This window comes from Xanthomonas sp. 3058 (genome assembly GCF_014199765.1).
Classification (GTDB): Bacteria; Pseudomonadota; Gammaproteobacteria; order Xanthomonadales; family Xanthomonadaceae; genus Xanthomonas; species Xanthomonas campestris_B.
Genome location: NZ_JACHOF010000019.1, coordinates 60,987 through 78,627 on the forward strand (window position 1 = coordinate 60,987; position 17,641 = coordinate 78,627).

At 68.5% G+C, this 17,641-nt stretch carries 5 protein-coding genes and 1 pseudogene; 5 read left to right on the forward strand and 1 reads right to left on the reverse strand.

Annotation, left to right across the window (positions count from 1 at the left end; all coding sequences use genetic code 11):
- Positions 1-2: 2 nt before the first annotated feature.
- The 5 genes from GGR61_RS17620 to GGR61_RS17640 all read left to right on the forward strand — a co-directional run bounded on the left by GGR61_RS17620 (position 3) and on the right by GGR61_RS17640 (position 16,866).
- The gene (locus GGR61_RS17620) at positions 3-8,027 is read left to right on the forward strand and encodes a type I polyketide synthase (protein WP_184623000.1); all 8,025 of its coding nucleotides are present in this window, start codon (positions 3-5) and stop codon (positions 8,025-8,027) included.
- Between the two features lie 5 nt (positions 8,028-8,032).
- Complete coding sequence (locus GGR61_RS17625; protein ID WP_184623001.1) at positions 8,033-14,230, forward strand: type I polyketide synthase; 6,198 nt, start codon at positions 8,033-8,035, stop codon at positions 14,228-14,230.
- Positions 14,227-14,673 carry a PaaI family thioesterase gene (locus GGR61_RS17630; RefSeq protein ID WP_184408483.1) on the forward strand — a complete coding sequence of 149 codons (447 nt, stop codon included), beginning with the start codon at positions 14,227-14,229 and terminating at the stop codon, positions 14,671-14,673. The genes GGR61_RS17625 and GGR61_RS17630 overlap by 4 nt, the downstream gene beginning before the upstream one ends.
- A gap of 49 nt (positions 14,674-14,722) precedes the next feature.
- The gene (gene ccrA / locus GGR61_RS17635; protein WP_184408484.1) at positions 14,723-15,928 is read left to right on the forward strand and encodes a crotonyl-CoA carboxylase/reductase; all 1,206 of its coding nucleotides are present in this window, start codon (positions 14,723-14,725) and stop codon (positions 15,926-15,928) included.
- 194 nt (positions 15,929-16,122) lie between these two features.
- Positions 16,123-16,866, forward strand: coding sequence for an alpha/beta fold hydrolase (locus tag GGR61_RS17640; RefSeq protein WP_184623003.1), 744 nt, complete (start codon positions 16,123-16,125; stop codon positions 16,864-16,866).
- 200 nt (positions 16,867-17,066) lie between these two features.
- Here the strand turns inward: GGR61_RS17640 and GGR61_RS17645 are convergent.
- Positions 17,067-17,543, reverse strand: a pseudogene (locus GGR61_RS17645) (IS3 family transposase); the annotation flags it as partial.
- Between the last annotated feature and the right edge of the window lie 98 nt (positions 17,544-17,641).

The window sequence follows — 17,641 nt, forward strand, 5'->3', positions numbered from 1 at the left end:
CCGTGACCACCTTCACCGTGCCCCTGATTCTGTCGGATGCCAGCCCTGCGGCGCTCGCCGCTACCGCGCAACGCCTGCGCACCGAGTACGCAACACGCTCCTTCGCCGAATGGCAGCTGTTCTGCCGACAGCAACTCGCACGCGACCACGTCGAATACCGCGCGGCGCTCTTCGCCACCGATCAGGCCAGCCTGCTCAAGGGACTGGAGATGCTGGCCCGCGGCAGGACCACGAGGCAGCAGGTGCTGGGCCGCGCCGACCAGGTGCGGCAGCCGGTACTGGTGTTTCCGGGCCAGGGACCGCTATGGCCACGGATGACGACCGGACTGAGCGCCGCCCTGCCAGGCTACCAGCAGGCCCTGCACCGCCATGGCGATCTCATAGAGGCTCAGATCGGCTGGAATCCGGCGCGGGCCCTCGCCGAGGGCGAGGACATCGATCGCCTCGTGCGCATCCAGCCGCTGCAATTCGCGCTGGCCTGCAGCCTGGCGGACACCTGGCGAGCCTTCGGGATCGCGCCAGCAGCGGTGATCGGTCACTCCGTGGGCGAAGCCGCCGCCGCCTGCGTGGGTGGCTATCTGGACGAGGCCAGCGGTACCACGCTCACCGCCCTCTGGGGTGAGACGCTCACTGCCATCGAAGGTCAGGGCGGAATGCTGTCGGTCGCCGCGGCGCTGGATGACATCCAGCCCTTGTTGGGCAACCAGGAAAGCCTCAGCGTCGCGGCCATCAACGCACCGCGCAGCGTGACCTTGAGCGGTACCCTGGCGGACCTCGATGCGTTGCAGACGCGGCTCACAGACGCTGGCTTTTGGGCCTGGCGCGTACCCGGCGGCCAGGTCGCCGGCCATGGGCCACAGGTGGAGCCGCTGCGCGACGCCGTGACGTCGCGCGCCCCGGCCAAGGCCTTGGCCGGACAGGTGCACTACTACTCTTCGGTCTGCGGTGAGCGGGTGAACGGCGAGTGTCTGGATGCGGATTATTGGTTCCGCGTCCTCCGCGAAACCGTACGCTTCCAAGACAGCCTGCAGGCCTTGATCGCCGATGGGCACCGCCTGTTCATCGAGGTGAGCCCGCATCCGGTGCTGACCTCGCTCATCGACGACGCCCTGCGTGGCGCTGGTGTCGCCGGCGGAGCGGTAGCCACTCTGGACCAGCGCAAGGATGATCGCGAAAGCCTGCTCCAGGCCCTGGCCCATGCCTTCGTGCATGGCGCCCCCGTGGACTGGTCGCAGGCGATCGAGCGGTTGCTGCCGGAATGGTCGACGTCGGTGGCACCCCCAGAGCCCCAGGCCACCACGGCGGTTGACGATACCTTCGCCTCGGCTCACCTCGCCCAACTCGGTGAGCCGGAACAACGCCGGCTGCTGCTGAAGCTGCTGGCGCAGGAGATGGCAACGCTGGTCGGCCAGCCGTTCGCCAGCGAGACCCAGTCGTTTCGCGACTGCGGCTTCACCTCGCTGAATGTGGTCGAATTCGCCCAGGCGGTGTCGGCCGCAGTCGGTGTCAGCCTGCCGGTGACCCTGGTCTACGACCACCCCACGCCTCAAGCCGTCGTCACCTATCTACGCGGCGTGCTCGGGCTGCTGTCGCCGAGCGAGCGCCAGGCCGCCCCCGTCGCGGCGGGCGCGCACCATGACGAGCCCATCGCCATCGTCGGCATGAGCTGTCGTTATCCCGGCGGCGCCACTAGCCCGGAAGCGCTCTGGGCGCTGCTGATGGAAGAGCGGGATGGGATCAGCGAGTACCCGACCGATCGGGGTTGGGACATCGCTAAGCTCTACGATCCCGAGCCCGGGCGGTTCCGCAAGATCGCCACCCGCACCAGCGGTTTCCTGCACGAGGCCTCGGTCTTCGATCCGGCCTTTTTCGGCATTTCGCCGCGCGAGGCACTGACGCTGGAACCGCAACAGCGGCTGCTGCTGGAGGTGTCCTGGGAGGCCCTCGAGCGTGCCGGGATCGACCCGGCCTCGTTGCACGGCTCACTGACCGGGGTCTACGTCGGCATCATGGGTACCGAGTACGGCACCCAGATCCAGCACGCCTCGGAGGACGTGACCGGCTATGGCTACATGGGCACGGCCACCTGCGTCGCCGCGGGCCGGGTGTCCTACTGCCTGGGCCTGCAGGGACCGGCGCTGGCGATCGATACCGCCTGCTCGTCCTCGCTGGTAGCCATCCATACCGCCTGCGAGGCGCTACGCAGCAATGACTGCCAGTTGGCGCTGGCCGGCGGCGTCACGGTCATGCCGACACCCGGCGTGCTGATCGACTTTTCCCAGCAACGGGTCCTGGCCCCGGACGGGCGCTGCAAGGCCTTCTCGGCGTCGGCCGATGGCGTCGGTCTGGGCGAAGGCGTCGGCATGCTGGTGCTCGAGCGCCTCTCCCAGGCGCAGGCCAAGGGTCGCTTGATCCTCGGCGTCATCCGCGGCAGCGCCGTCAACCAGGACGGCGCCTCCAACGGCCTGACCGCCCCCAATGGCACCGCGCAACAGCAGGTCATTCGCCATGCCCTTACCAATGCGGGTCTGCAGCCCGAGGACGTGGATGCCGTCGATGCCCACGGCACGGGCACCCGCCTGGGCGATCCCATCGAAGCCAATGCCCTGCTGGCCACCTATGGGCAGCGCCCGGCGGAGCGGCCGCTGTTGTTGGGCTCGATCAAATCGAACACCGGCCATACCCAGGCCGCTGCCGGGGTCGCCAGTCTGATGAAGATGGTGATGGCGCTGCGCACGGGCATCCTACCCCGCAGCCTGCACATCACCGCGCCCTCCACCGAGGTGGATTGGTCGACCGGCGCCATTGAGCTGCTCAGCGAACGGCGCCCCTGGCCAACCGTAGCCGACCGACCACGCCGCGCCGGGATTTCCTCATTCGGCGTCTCCGGCACCAATGCGCACCTGATCGTCGAAGAGTACGTCGCCCCTCCGGCAACGGGCGCCCGCCAGATGCCCGAGACCCAGGCGCCGCTGTGGCCGCTGGCGGCCAAGAGCGCCGAAGCCCTGCGCGAGTCTGCGGCGCGCCTGAACGCCCATTTACTCGAGCACGGGCAGCTTGCGCCGGGCGATATGGGCTACACCCTGGGCGTCTCGCGCAGTGGCTTCCCAATCCGCGCCGCGCTGCGCGGCTCCTCGCGCGAAGAGCTCCTGGAGGCCTTGCAGGCGCTGGCGAGCGGTACCGACCACCCAGGCCTGCTGCAGGGTACGGCGCACGCCCGGGCGCGCAAGCGGGTCTTCGTCTTTCCCGGCCAGGGCTCCCAATGGGCGGCCATGGGAATGGAGCTGTACGCCGCCTTCGCCGTCTATCGCCAAACCATCGACCAGGTCGAGACCGCGCTCCAGCCCTATGTCGACTGGTCGCTGCTCGCGGTGCTGCGTGGCGAGGAAGGTATGCCTTCGCTTGAGCGCATCGATGTGGTACAGCCCGCCCTGTTTGCGGTGATGGTGGCCATCGCACGCCTCTGGCAGTCGCTGGGCTGCACCCCGGACGCGGTGATCGGTCACTCGCAAGGCGAGATCGCCGCAGCCTATATCGCCGGGGCCCTGACGCTGGAGGATGCGGTCAAGATCCTGGCCATACGCTCGAAGCTGATGCTGGCCCAGGCCGGCACCGGCGCCATGGCTAGTGTCGTCCTGCCGGAGCAGCAGGCCGCCGAACTGGCCGAGCGGGTGGACGCCTCGCTGACCCTGGCGGTCTTCAACAGTCCCAGCAGCACGGTGATCTCCGGCGCAACCAATGCCATCGCGCGACTCCTGGAAACTTGCAAACGCGAACGCATCGTCGCCAGGCGCGTCGCGGTCGACGTGGCGGGGCACTCCCCACAAATCGAAGTCCTGCGTCCCCAGTTGCTGGCGCGCTTCGCCGACCTGCGTCCCCAGGCGACGCAGATCCCCTTCCACAGCACCGTCGCCGGACACGACCCAGCCATCCCTCTGGATGGCCGCCAGCTAGACGCGACCTATTGGTGCGACAACCTCTGCCTGCCGGTGCGCTTCGCCGACGCGGCCCAGGCGCTGAGCCGCACAGGCGATGTCACCTTCATCGAATGCAGTCCCCATCCGGTCCTCTTGCCACCGCTGGAAGAGACGGTTGGCGACCAGGCTAGCAGCCTCGGTTCGCTGCAACGCAACAAGCCTGCGGTCGATTGCCTGGTGGCCGGCCTCTCGCAGCTCTACACCGAGGGCCACCCGTTGAATTGGCGGGCGCTGTATCCCCAGGGGCGTATCGTCGAGCTGCCCACCTACCCGTTCGACCATAAGCCTTTCTGGCTCACCGGACAGGGACCGACCGATGTCGCCGGTGCGGGCCAGCGGGCCACCCAGCACCCGCTGCTGAGCGCGGCCGTGGATCTACCCGAGGGTGGCCTGCTGCTGACCGGCACCCTTGGACTCGGCGCCCATCCGTGGCTGGCGGATCACGCCGCGGCCGGTGTGGTGCTGCTACCTGGCACCGCCTACCTGGACATGCTGCTGTTCGCCGCGGCCCAGACCGATTGCAACCACCTCTTGGAGCTGACGCTGCAGGCGCCCTTGGTGCTGGAGGAACAGGGGCAGATCGATCTCTTGCTCACGGTGAGTCGGGCGGAAGTCGACGGCCTGCGCCAGGCCAGTCTGCATGCCAGACGGCATGCCGATGCCGCCGCCAATTGGGTCCTGTACGCCAGTGCGCAACTGGCGCCGACCGCCCCCGAGACGCTCGCTCCGCTCGACCAGGCCTGGCCACCGCTGGCCGCCACCCCGCTGGACAGCGCCACGCTCTATCAGCGGCTCAGCGAGGCCGGCTACGAGTATGGTCCGGCCTTCCGGGGACTCACCGCCGCCTGGCGGGACGGCGAACGGACCTATGTCGAGGTCATCCTCCCCGAAGCCCTGCCCACCGGCGCCCAAATCCTGCACCCCGCCCTGCTGGATGCGGCCCTGCATCCCTTGGCCCTTCCTGAGGAAGAGACCGCCGCGCCCTTACGGCTGCCCTTCGCGTTCACCGGCATCAGCGCAGCCGCGGATCGCCCGCGCCAGCTCCGCGCCGTGCTCCAGCGTACCGGGGCCGAGACCTATGCGATCAGCGCCTACGACGAGACGGGTAACGCCCTGCTGCACATTGCCGCGCTCCAGCTGCGTTCGGCCTCCCGCGACACCCTGCGCGACCTGGCCCGGGTCCAGCCCGCCCATGACCTGCTGCGGCTCACCTGGAGCCAGTTGCCAACACGGCCGCGCGCGCCACGCGCCGTAACGCGCTGGGCACAGATCGGCGCCGCCGAGCCAGGACTCGGTGCGCCGACCTATCCCTCGCTGGTGGCCCTCGGCCAGGCGTTGGACGCCGCCACGCCACCCGAGGTGCTGGTCTGGCGCTTGCCTGAGGCACCGGGCGCGAACATCGCCCTGGCCACCCGCCAGCTGTGCGCCGAGGTGATCGCCCAGCTGCAGGCCTGGCTCGCCGAGGAGCGTCTGGCCGATAGCCGATTGCTGGTGGTGACCCGCAAGGCCAACGCGACGGTCGCCAGTGAAGCCGTCGATCCGGCTCATGCGGCTCTCTGGGGGTTGCTGCACAGCGCGCAGAACGAGAATCCGGGGCGTTTGCTGTTGCTGGACACCGATGGCCCCCTGGCCGACCCGGCGCCCTTGCAGGCCGTGCTGGCCAGCGACCAGCGCCAGTTGGCCCTGCGCCGCGGCCAACTGCTGGTTCCGCAGCTGACCCGCAGCAGCCAGCACAGCAGCCTCACGCCGCCGCTGGGCGGCGGCGCCTGGCGCCTGGAGATCACGCGCGCGGGCAATCTCGACGATCTGGCGCTGCAACCGGAACCCCAGGCCGAGGCCCCGCTGGAAAACGGCCAGATACGCCTGGCGGTGCGCTCCGCCGGGGTCAATTTCTACGACGTGGTCTGCGCCCTGGGGCTGATTCCGCCGCAACACAAACTGGGGACGGAAGCCGCGGGCATCGTTACCGAAGTCGGCGCGGGCGTCACCGCTCTGCAACCCGGCGATCGGGTCCTGGTCATGAGCGAAGGCGCCTTCGGCCCGCTGCTGGTCGCCGACCAGCGCGCGGCGCGCAAACTGCCCGCCGACTGGACCTTCGCCCAGGCCGCCGGCTTCCCGGTGGCCTTCCTGACCGCCTACTACGGCCTGGTCCGACTCGCGCAGGTGCGTCCGGGTGACAGGGTGCTGATCCACGCGGCCGCCGGTGGTGTCGGCCAGGCGGCAATCCAGTTGGCGAAGCATCTGGGTGCCGAGGTCTTCGCAACCGCCCATCCGGACAAATGGCCGATCCTGGAGGCCCTGGGCATAGCTCCAGATCACCTCGCCAGTTCACGGGATCTGACCTTCGCCGCACGCTTCGGCGCCCAGCTCGGCGAACAGGGGATGGATGTGGTGCTCAACTCCCTGACCGGCGAGGCGATCGGCGTCTCCCTGGCCTTGCTCGGCCGCGGCGGACGCTTCATCGAACTGGGCAAGACCGAGGTCCGCGAGCCCGCCGCGGTCGCGATTCAATATCCCGGACGTCACTATCATTACCTGGATCGACCGGACAAGGATCCCCAGGACACCGGGCGGATGCTCGACGAACTGCTCGGGTTGGTGCACGACCGGATACTGACGCCCCTGCCGGTCACCGCCTTCGACCTGCGCGAGGCCGTCCAGGCCCTGCGCTGGATGCAGCAGGGGCGCCACACCGGCAAGGTGGTCCTGACCCTGCCGCGCACCCTGGACCCGGACGGCACGGTCTTGATCACCGGCGGCACAGGCACCCTGGGTAGCCTGGCGGCACGGCATCTGGTCGCCACCGGGCAGACCCGGCATCTGGTATTGGCCAGCCGCAGTGGCGCCCGGGCGGAAGGCGCCCTGGCACTGCGCCAGGAATTGGAGGCCGCGGGTGCCCAGGTCCGGCTGGAAGCCTGCGACCTGGCCGATCCCGAGGCCGTCGAACGCTTGCTCGACTCGCTGCCCGCCGCGCACCCGCTGACCGGCATCATCCACACCGCCGGGGTCCTGGCCGACGCCACCCTGCCCAACCTCGGCCCCCAGGAGCTGGAGCGGGTCTTCGCGCCCAAGGCGGACGCCGCCTCGATACTGCATGAACGCACCCGTCGGCTGGATCTGGCGGCGTTCGTCCTCTACTCCTCCAGCGCCGGCACCCTGGGCAGTCCCGGCCAGGCCAACTACGCTGCGGCCAACCGCTTCCTCGATGCCCTGGCGCAGACGCGGCAGCGCCAGGGGCTGGCGGCGACCTCCCTGGCCTGGGGCTGGTGGCAGCCGGTCACCGGACTCTCCAGCCGCCTCACGGCGGCGGACAATGCGCGGATCGCCCGGACGGGCTTCGCCCCCATCACCCCCGAGCACGGCCACGCGCTACTCGATACGGCGGTCGCCGCCCCCCAGGCTCTCTTCGTCGCGGCACCGCTCAATCCGCAGACACTGCGCAAGAACGCCCGGGCGGGTACCTTGCACCCGCTGTTCGAGCGCCTAGCGGGTGTCAGCCCCGGCGCGCGTGGCAGCGAGGGCCCAGCCAAGGTACAGGACCTGCGCCAGTTGCTGGCTGGACTCGACCCACAAGCCCGGACCAAGCAGTTGCAGACCATCATCGCGACCCAGGCCGCCGCCATCCTCGGCCTGGAAGATCCGGGCCAGGTGCTACCAGACGCGACCTTCAAGGAGAGCGGCATCGATTCGCTGATGGCACTCGAGCTGCGCAACCGGTTGGCCACCGCCTCGGGGCTGCGGCTGGCGGCGACCCTCACCTACGACCAGCCGACTCCGGCCGCTCTGGCGGCCTACCTGGGCGACGAGTTGTTCCCCGCAAGCGATGCCAGCGGGGCGGACAGCGCGGTGGTAGACGAGCCGCAGGTACGGGCGCTGTTCGCCAGCCTGTCGCTGAACGCCTTGCAGGAAGCGGGTCTGCTCACCCCGCTGCTACAGCTTGCCCAGCAGCCAGCGGTCACTCCGCCGGCCGCCGCGACGGCCCTTGCCACCGACCTCGAGACGGCGAGTGCGGGTGAACTCATTGCCCTCGCGCTGCGACCCAATGAGTAAGCGCCATGACCGAGACCAGGAACACCGACAGCGAGCGACTGACCGAAGCCCTGCGTGCCAGTCTGATGGCCAACGAAATGCTCAGGCGGCAGAACCACGAGTTGCAGGCCGCCGCCCAGGAACCCATCGCCATCGTTGCCATGGGCTGCCGGTTGCCCGGTGGCCTGGCGACACCGGAGGCGCTATGGCGCCTCGTCGAAGCGGGCGAGGCCGTGAGCGGCGCCTTGCCAAGCGACCGGGGCTGGCAGCTCGATAGCCTGTTCTCCGCGGAATCGCCGCTGCGCGAGCGCGTCGCCGGTTGGCGGGGCGGCTTTCTCGACGATGTTGCCGGCTTCGACGCCCCCTTCTTTCGCACTTCCGACCGTGAAGCCCAGGCCATGGACCCCCAGCAGCGCCTCCTGCTGGAGGTCAGCTGGGAGGTGCTGGAGCGGGCCGGCATTGTGCCCGCCAGCCTCAAAAACAGCGCCACCGGCGTGTTTCTCGGCGCAACCCAGAATGGCTATCTCGCCGATTTGGAGCGGCGTAACCCGGCTGCCGACGGCTATCGTTTGCAGGGCGGACTCAGCAGTATCATCTCGGGACGCATCGCCTTCGTCCTCGGCCTGCGGGGCCCAGCGGTGACGGTAGACACCGCCTGCTCCGCCTCCCTCACCGCCATCCACCTGGCGGTCCAGGCACTGCGTGGCCGCGAGTGCTCGCTGGCGCTGGCCGGCGGGGTGACCGTCATGGCCACGCCCGAGGTCTTCGCCGAATTCACCCGGCAGAACGGCCTGGCCGCCGATGGCTATTGCAAGGCCTTCGCCGAACAGGCAGACGGCACCTGCTTCGCCGAGGGTGCCGGCGTGCTGCTGCTGGAGCGGCTCGCCGACGCCCAGCGCGCCGGTCATCCCGTGCTGGCGGTGATCCGTGGCAGCGCGCTCAACCAGGATGGCGCCAGCAACGGCCTGACCGCACCGAGCGGCCCGGCCCAGGAGCAGGTGATCCAGCTGGCGCTACAGAATGCGCGGTTGCGCCCGCTCGACATCGATGTGGTCGAGGCGCACGGTACCGGTACCGCGCTGGGCGATCCCATCGAAGCCGGCGCGCTAATCCACACCTATGGACGCGGGCGCCCGCAGAAGCGGCCACTCTGGCTGGGCTCGCTCAAGAGCAACATCGGGCACACCCAACTGGCGGCGGGCGTCGCCAGCGTCATCAAAATGGTGATGGCGCTGAACCAGGGCGTACTACCCAAGAGCCTGCATGCCCAGGAGCCCTCCAGCAAGATCGACTGGTCGGACCGGACCGTGCGCCTGCTCGACACGGCGCGTCCCTGGCCCGACACCGGGCATCCCCGGCGGGCCGGCGTGTCGTCGTTCGGTTTCTCCGGCACCAATGCCCACCTGATCCTCGAACAGGCTCCACCGGCCGCGCCGATGGTCCGCCACACGACCGTCGCCGAGCTTGAAGGACTGCCAGCCGTCAGCTTCCCGCTGTCTGCCGCCTGCGCAGAAGGGCTGCGGGCCCAGGCGCTCCAGATCCTCCCCCTGCTCGAAGACCCGGCAACCGAGATCGACGCGCTCAATGCGTCGCTGGCCCTGCAACGCAGCGCCCTGGATCATCGCGCGGTGATCCTGGCCGGCCAGCGCGAACATGCCATGGTGCAACTCCGCGCGCTCGCCGAAGGCCGGCATGTTCCGGGGTTGATCCAGGGCCAGCGCTCGCCGAGCGGCACGACCGCCTTCCTGTTTTCCGGCCAGGGGGCGCAATGGCCGGGCATGGGGCGGCACCTGCACCGCCTCTGTCCGCCGTTCGCTGCGGCGCTGGATGAGATCTGCGCCGCCTTCGACCCGCTGCTGGCACAGCCGCTCAAGAGCCTCATATTCGCCGATCAGGGCAGCGACCGCGCCGCGCTGCTGGATCGTACCGACTTCACCCAGCCGGCCTTGTTCGCCTTCGAGGTGTCCCTGTACCGGATGCTGCGGCATTTCGGCATCGTCCCGGACGTGCTGTTGGGTCACTCCATCGGCGAAATCGCCGCGGCCCATGTCGCTGGCGTCTTCACGCTGGCCGATGCCGCCCGCTTCGTCGCCGTCCGTGGCCGCCTCATGCAAGCCATCGCCCGCGAGGGAGCGATGGTCGCCATCGAGGCGAGGGAGCAGGACGTCAGGGCCACCTTGGCCGGGCTCGAACAGAGCGTCGCCATTGCCGCCGTGAACGCCCCGACGGCCGTGGTGATCTCCGGTGATCGCAGCGCGGTCGAGCGCCTGGCTGCGGACTGGCAGCAACGGGGCCATCGCACCCAGGCGTTGCGCGTCAGCCATGCCTTCCACTCGCCGCACCTCGACGGCATCCTTGCCGAACTGCGCCAGACCCTGGCAGGACTCAGCTTCCACGTCCCCACCCTGCCCATCGTCTCGACCGTCACCGGTACGCCGCTGACCGCCGAGCAGGCGCGCTCACCCGATTACTGGGCGCAGCAGGCCCGCCAACCGGTACGCTTCGCCGCTGCACTGCACTGGCTGCTCGACCACCGCCTGACCACTGCCGTGGAAATCGGGCCGGACGCTGTGCTGACGGCGCTCGGCCGGACCAACGCGAGCCATCATCCCGCGGGCGATAAGGCGCAGTGGATCGCCCCCCAGCGGCGCGACAAGGACGATCCCCGCCCGCTGTTCGCAGCGCTCGCCCAGCTGTACACCCAGGGCGCCGCGCTGGACTGGCACCGGCTGCTGCCGCCGGCTCCCGCCATGGCCTTGCCCACCTATCCCTTCCAACACCGGCATTACTGGTTGCAGCCGCGCGCCGGCGCGACCGGTCACGCGGGCAGCCCGCCCGGCCTGCTCGCCCTGCAACATCCGCTGCTGTCGCACGGGCTCGAACGCGCCGATGGCCAGGGTTGGATGTTCTGGGGGCAATTGGCTGGTTCCCACCAGCCCTGGTTGCTGGAACATCGCGTCGGTGGCCAGGCGTACGGCGCCGGCGCCATGACCGCCGAGTGCATCCTGACGATAGGCAACCGGCTGGGCTGTCCGCGGCTCGAAGACCTGACGCTGCAACGCCTGGTGCCCTTGCCGGACCAAGGTGCGGTCGATATCCAGATTCATCTGGACGCGCCCGACGCCCAGGGTGTGCACAACGTCGCGGCCTATTATCGCCCGGCGGAGCAGGATGCCCCAGGTGGCTGGCTGCACTTCGCCAGCTGCCGGCTGTTGCCCGACCGCACCGAGCCACCGCTCTGGCCAGACCTGCAGAGCGCCGTCTGGCCACCGGCCCACGCCGAGCCGCTGGCCTTCGCCGACCTCTATGCGCGGCTGGCCGAACAGGGTGTGGAACTGGAAGGCTCCTTCCGGCGAATCGTCCGCGCTTGGCAGAGCGCGGAAGGCATCTACGTCGAAGCTGAGCGTGCCAATAGCGAGCCAGGCCCGACGTTCACCCTGCACCCGACGCTGTTGGACGCGGGCCTGCACTCGGGCCTGCTGGTCGAGGGCGCCGCGCCTCCCGCCGCTGCACCGCGCCTGCTGTTCTCCATGAGTGGCATGCGTCTGTACCAAGCCGGCGCCACGCAGCTACGCGGCCTGCTACAAATCAAGGCGCGACAAACCTCGCCTACCGCGCCCCACGACTACCGCATGCGCCTGGCGGATTACCAAGGCCGGGCAGTCGTCACCCTGGACTCCATGGTGCTGAAGTCGGCCAACACGGGGGCCATGCCACGCCGGCTCGTCGGCTACAGCCTAAGGTGGCGCGAGGTATCGCCCGACCCCGTGGCTGACCTATTCGAACCGCTCTGGCTGGGCTCCGCGGACGACCTGCCGAGCGACTGCGCCAGCGCTGCCTACCGCCACCTGACCGATGCCCTCACCGCCCTGGCCGCTACGCCACCCGGTACGGCGCTCGTCCTTGTACCGCCCCTACCCCCGGCCACGCCTGCCGCGGCGAACCGCGCCCTGCAGGCCCTGGCGGCAACGCTCCGCGAATGGCTGGAAGATGGGCGCACGGCAAGGCATGCGTTGCTGGTGGCCACCCGCCGGGCGGTGGCCACTGCCGATGACGAAGACGTGCCCAACCTGTCCCAGGCTGCTTTCTGGGGCCTCGTGCGCACCGTCCAGGAGGAACATCCCGGCCGCATCCTGCTGCTGGACCTGGATACCGTACCCGCCACAACGCTTGACTTCGACCGTGCCCTGAGGGTCGCCCAGGCTGGGGAAACGCAGCTGGCCATGCGCCGGGGGCGTTTATTGGCGCCACGGCTGGTGCGCTCCAGTGCGGTGGCGCCGGCAACCGAGCAACGGCTGGACGTACCGCTCGATCCTGAGGGCACCGTGCTGATCACCGGGGGCACCGGCACCCTGGGCCGGGCTCTCGCGCGTCACCTGGTCGACCAGCACGGCGTACGCCACCTGCTCCTGGTGAGTCGTCGCGGCGCAGCGGCGCCCGAGGCCACCGCCCTGGTGGAAGAGCTGGCAGAACGAGGGGCAGCCACCACGGTCGCCGCCTGCGATGTCGCTGATCCTCAGGCCCTCGCGCTGTTGCTGGACGGCCTGCCCGCACGGCATCCATTGACCGCCGTCTTCCATGTCGCCGGCGTCGTCGAGCCGGCGACCCTGCTGCAACTCACCCCGGCGCAGCTCGAAGCGGTGGTACGGCCCAAACTGGACGCCGCCTGGCAACTCCACCTGCTGACCCGCCAGCGGAACCTGGCCGCCTTCGTCCTCTACTCCTCGGCGGCCGGCCTGCTGCCCCAGCCAGGCCAGAGCCACTATGCCGCGGCCAACACCTTCCTCGATGCCCTCGCCCACCATCGTCGCCATCTGGGCTTGCCGGCCGTTGCCCTGGCCTGGGGCCTGTGGGCCGAGCGCTCGGCCATGGGCGAGCGACTGGCCGCCGAGGGTATCCAGGAACTACTCGACCGGGGCCAGTTGCCCATCGCCCTGGAGGATGGCCTGAGCCAGGTGGATCTGGCGTTGACCGGCACCCTGCCGCCGCTCTCGATCCCGGCCCGCCTGGACCTGCCAGCACTGCGCCGCCATGGGCCCCAGGCGCTGCTGCGCGAATTGCTCGCCGACCGCAGCGGGCAGCCGGCAAGCCAAGGCCCCGACGCCTTTGCGCAACTGGCTCCCAGCGAGCGACGGACACACCTGCTGGCGGTGATCGCCCAAGGGATCGGCGAAGTGCTCGGGCATCCCGATCCAGCGGCGATACCCGGCGATACCGAGTTCCTCGCCCTGGGCTTCGATTCGCTCACGGCCGTCGAGATGGGCAGTCGGCTGGCGGCCGCGACCGGCGTCCGCTTGCCGTCCACTGCCGTGTTCGACCATCCGACCCCCAACGCCTTGGCCGAACACCTGGGCGCCCGCCTGGACCAGCCGGAGCGGGCCCCGGCGTCAACCACGGCGGCAGTGGGCTTGATCTTCGAAGAACTGCGCGAGGCGATGCAGCAGGGGCGCCTGGCTAAGGGGCTGGAGCGCTTGGCGCACGCCGCGGCCAGAAGGCCGACGTTCGCCCCGGCTGCCGCCGAAGGGCAGGCACCCACGCCCACCTGGTCCCGCCAAGAACGTGACCGGCCATTGCTCATCTGCCTGAACTCCTTCCTGCCCGCCCGGGCTAATCTCACCTATCAACGCCTGAGCCGCGAACTCGAAGGCCGCTACAGCCTGGCGACCTTACCCCTGCCGGGCTACGGTAACGGGCCGTTGCCAGCTTCCGCCGAAGCTGCGGCAGTGGCGCTCGCGCACGCCGTCGCAGCCTGCGCCGCCGGTCGCTCCTTCACGCTGCTGGGTTTTTCCACCGGCGGATTGGTCGCCTATGCAGTCGCCGAGCAACTGCAACAGCGAGGCATCCACCCTGCGGCTCTCTGCCTGATCGATACCTACCCGCCGGCCGCCATGCGTTCGGCGGTCCTCGAGGAAGTCCTGAGCGACTGGCTGGAAAGCCGCAGCGATTTCTGGTCGACCGATGACGACGGCCTGAGCGCCATGGCCTATTACCTGGACCTCTTCGGCCGCTGGAGTCCCCTGCCACTGGAGGCTCCGGTCCTGCTGCTGCAGGCGGAGCAGGCCTCCGCAGCGGGCGCCAGCGATACCTGGCCGCGACTCTGGCCGCGTCTGACACAGGTGGTGAAGACACCGGGACGTCACTTCGCCCTGCTCAGCGATGAGGTGCCGCACACCGCGCAGCGCCTCATCCAGGTGCTGGCGGACTACAGCGGAGCGGCGTCATGACCCCGGAGCACTTCCACGATGTCCTGGATCGGTCGCCACTCTTCCAGAGCCTGGGCCTGAGCGTCGTCACCCTGAGCGCCGACAGCGTCTGCCTGGCCATCGCGGAGCCGCACCCGACCCACGGCGGCGCCTTCGGCGACCTCACCCAACCTGGCATCAACGGCGCCGTGCTGTGTGCGGCCCTGGAGGCGGCCATCGGTCTCTGCGGTCATGCCGCCCTCGGTCACACCCCCGCGGGCGTCATCGAGTTGTCGGTGAAGCTGCTGCGCCAGGTGCGCCGCCTCCCCTGTCAGGTCACGGCGCGGCTCGAGCGCCAGGCACCGGGCCTGGCGTTCGCCTCTGCGGTCCTGACCAATGCGCGGGGTACGCCTTGCGCCCTGGCCTCCGGCATCGTGGTCGCTACCCGTGGAGCCGCCGCCGAGCGCGGCCTACCGCTCGACTAGCCCCGGATCGGCCGCGCCGATCCTCAACCTGAAAACCAGTAGGAAGCCCATGAATCAAGCACTGACTGAAAACATGCAGGCCTTTCTGATCCGTCCCGAGCGCTATGGCCAACCCCTGCAGGCCATCCAACTCGAACGGGTGCGGATCCCCGCCCTGGGTCCGCACCAAGTCCTTATCGAAGTGATGGCCGCCGGTCTCAACTACAACAACGTCTGGGCTGCCCAGGGTAAGCCGGTGGACATCATCGCCGCGCGGCGCAAGCGCAACCGTGACGCCGAACCCTTCCACATTGGTGGTTCGGAAGCCTCCGGTTACGTGAAAGCCGTGGGCGACGCGGTCAGCCACGTCAAGGTAGGCGATACCGTGGTGGTGTCCTGCTCGGTCTACGACGCCACCACCATCGAATCGCGAGTGGCACCCGACCCCATGTTCTGCAGCAACCAGGAAATCTATGGCTACGAGACCAGCTACGGCTCCTTCGCCGAATACACCCTCGTCGAAGACTACCAATGCTTCCCCAAACCCAAGTTCCTGAGCTGGGAGGAAAGCGCCACCCTGATGCTCAACGGTCCGACCGCCTACAAGCAGCTCACTCACTGGGCCCCCAATACCGTCAAACCGGGCGATGCGGTCCTGATCTGGGGGGCGGCAGGCGGGTTGGGCTCGATGTCGATCCAACTGACCCGAGCGCTCGGGGGGCTGCCGGTGGCCGTGGTGTCCAGTCCGGAGAGAGGCCGCTACGCCTGCGAACTCGGCGCCGTGGGCTACTTGCTCAGAACCGACTATCCGCACCTGGGCCGTCTGCCGGACTTGAACTCCGACGCGCACAGCGCCTGGACCAAAAGCTTCGCGAGTTTTCGGCGCGACTTCTTCAAGGTGCTGGGCAAAAAGGAGCTGCCCAAGCTGGTGATCGAACACTCCGGCCAGGCCACCTTCCCCACCTCGCTGCAGATCTGCGACCGCTCCGGCATGGTGGTCATCGTGGGCGGCACGTCCGGCTACAACTGCGACTTCGATGTGCGCCACCTCTGGATGCACCAGAAGCGCATCCAGGGTTCCCATTACGCCAACATCCGCGAATGCCAGGAATTCCTGCAACTGGTCGAACAACGCCGGGTAGTGCCGACCCTGAATACCCTCTACCGGTTCGAGGAGACACCTAAGGCGCATCAGGCGCTGCTGAGTGGCGAAGTCGTGGGCAATGCCGCCGTGCTGGTCAAGGCCGAGCGACCAGGGCTCGGGGTCGGTTGTTGACCGCCGGCCCGCTTGCTGCGCGACCTCTTCCTCTTGCTCGGTTCTGTACGAAAAGTCGTCGAGCGAAGGTCAGGCGAGGCGAAAAAGGCTGAGGAAGCGCAGTTTACGAGTGGTAAATGAGCATTCCGAAGCCTTTTTCAACGAAGCATCACCGAGCGCAGGCACTTTTCGTACAGAGCCTAGGAGACCTCGCCATGTCCCAGACCCTAGACCATCCCTGGCTGGTACGTGCCAGCCGCGAGCAGCGGCCACGCACCCTCTATGCCTTTCCCTACGCCGGTGGCGACGCCCAGGCCTACTCGGGCTGGGCGACGCGACTCGACCCCTCCATCGAGTGGATCACCCTGGAATTGCCAGGCAGAGGGCGTTGCCCGGCAACTGTCTATGCCGACATCCAGGCGTTCGTCCAGGCACTGGTGCCTCTCTTCGCCGACAGCCAGAAACCCTTCGCCTTCTTCGGCCATAGCTTCGGTGGCCTGCTGTCCTTCCTCATCTGCCGAGCGCTGGCAGAGCGAGGGCTGCCCTTGCCTCGCGGCTTGATCCTGTCCGGCTGCAAGGCGCCCGCCTGCTTCGAACCTTTAGCGCAGCCAGCACTTTCCGATGCTGAGGTGCTGGCCCTTATCCGCGCCTACGGCGGTACACCCGAAACGGTCCTGAACAACCGGGCGCTGATGAGTTTCTTCCTCCCGACCATCAAGGCGGACCTGACCCTGGTTCGCAGCTATCGCTGGCAACCGCAGCCCCGCCTGCCGATCCCACTCTTGATCTTGAGCGGACGCCAAGACCCCACCCATGGTCTCGACGTCGCCCAGGGTTGGCGCGACGAAACCTCTGGTGAAACCACCTTCCAGACCTTCGAAGGCGGCCATTTCTTTATCAGGGACCAGCATTCCGAGGTGCTGGCGGCCATTGATCGGTTCTTGCTAAAGACCTTGTGAAAGCGACGCCAGCACTCGGTACGCCTGGGCTGCCGGTGTGCGCTCGTGACGCCCTGTACCACCCAGGCCAGGCTGTCCAACTGCACCGCGCGTCATCGTCGCCGGTCAGCGGCGTAGCGCTCAGGATGGCGTAGGCGTGCCCGAATCCTCGGCGTCAGCGCGATAGCGGCTAACTGATACGCCCAGGGTTCCGTAGACACTCAGGACCCTCGTTGCGCGTAGCGCCGTTCAAACTCTACAGGCGACAGATCGCCAGTTGAACCATGACGGCGTTTGGGGTTGTAGAACATCTCGATGTAGTCGAATACCTCGGCGCGAGCGGCGTCCTTGGTGGGATAGAACCGCCGCCTGATCCGCTCGCGTTTGAGCAGGCTGAAGAAGCTCTCCACGGGTGCGTTGTCGTGGCAGTTGCCGCGCCGACTCATGCTGCAGACCAAGCCATTGGATGCCAGAAAACTGCGCCAGTCGTCGCTGGTGTAGACCGACCCTTGGTCCGAGTGAACCAGGCAGCCGGAGGCGGGTTTGCGCCGCCACACTGCCGATAGCAGGGCCTGCACGACCAACTCGGTATCGGCCCGATCGCGCATCGCCCAGCCGACCACCTGTCTGGAAAACAGATCGATCACCACAGCCAGGTACATCCAGCCTTCATGGGTGCGGATGAAGGGGAAATCGCTCGCCTAGGTGTTCAGTCCCGGCATTAGATGGATCGGATCCACCTTGAACAGATCGGGTTCGGATGTCCACTGTTTGCAGATGAATTCGTACGGTGTCA

Coding starts and splice junctions, on each gene's coding strand:
- GGR61_RS17625 (WP_184623001.1), top strand. CDS start 8,033: ATGACCGAGACCAGGAACACCGACAGCGAGCGACTGACCGAAGCCCTG.
- GGR61_RS17630 (WP_184408483.1), top strand. CDS start 14,227: ATGACCCCGGAGCACTTCCACGATGTCCTGGATCGGTCGCCACTCTTC.
- ccrA (WP_184408484.1), top strand. CDS start 14,723: ATGAATCAAGCACTGACTGAAAACATGCAGGCCTTTCTGATCCGTCCC.
- GGR61_RS17640 (WP_184623003.1), top strand. CDS start 16,123: ATGTCCCAGACCCTAGACCATCCCTGGCTGGTACGTGCCAGCCGCGAG.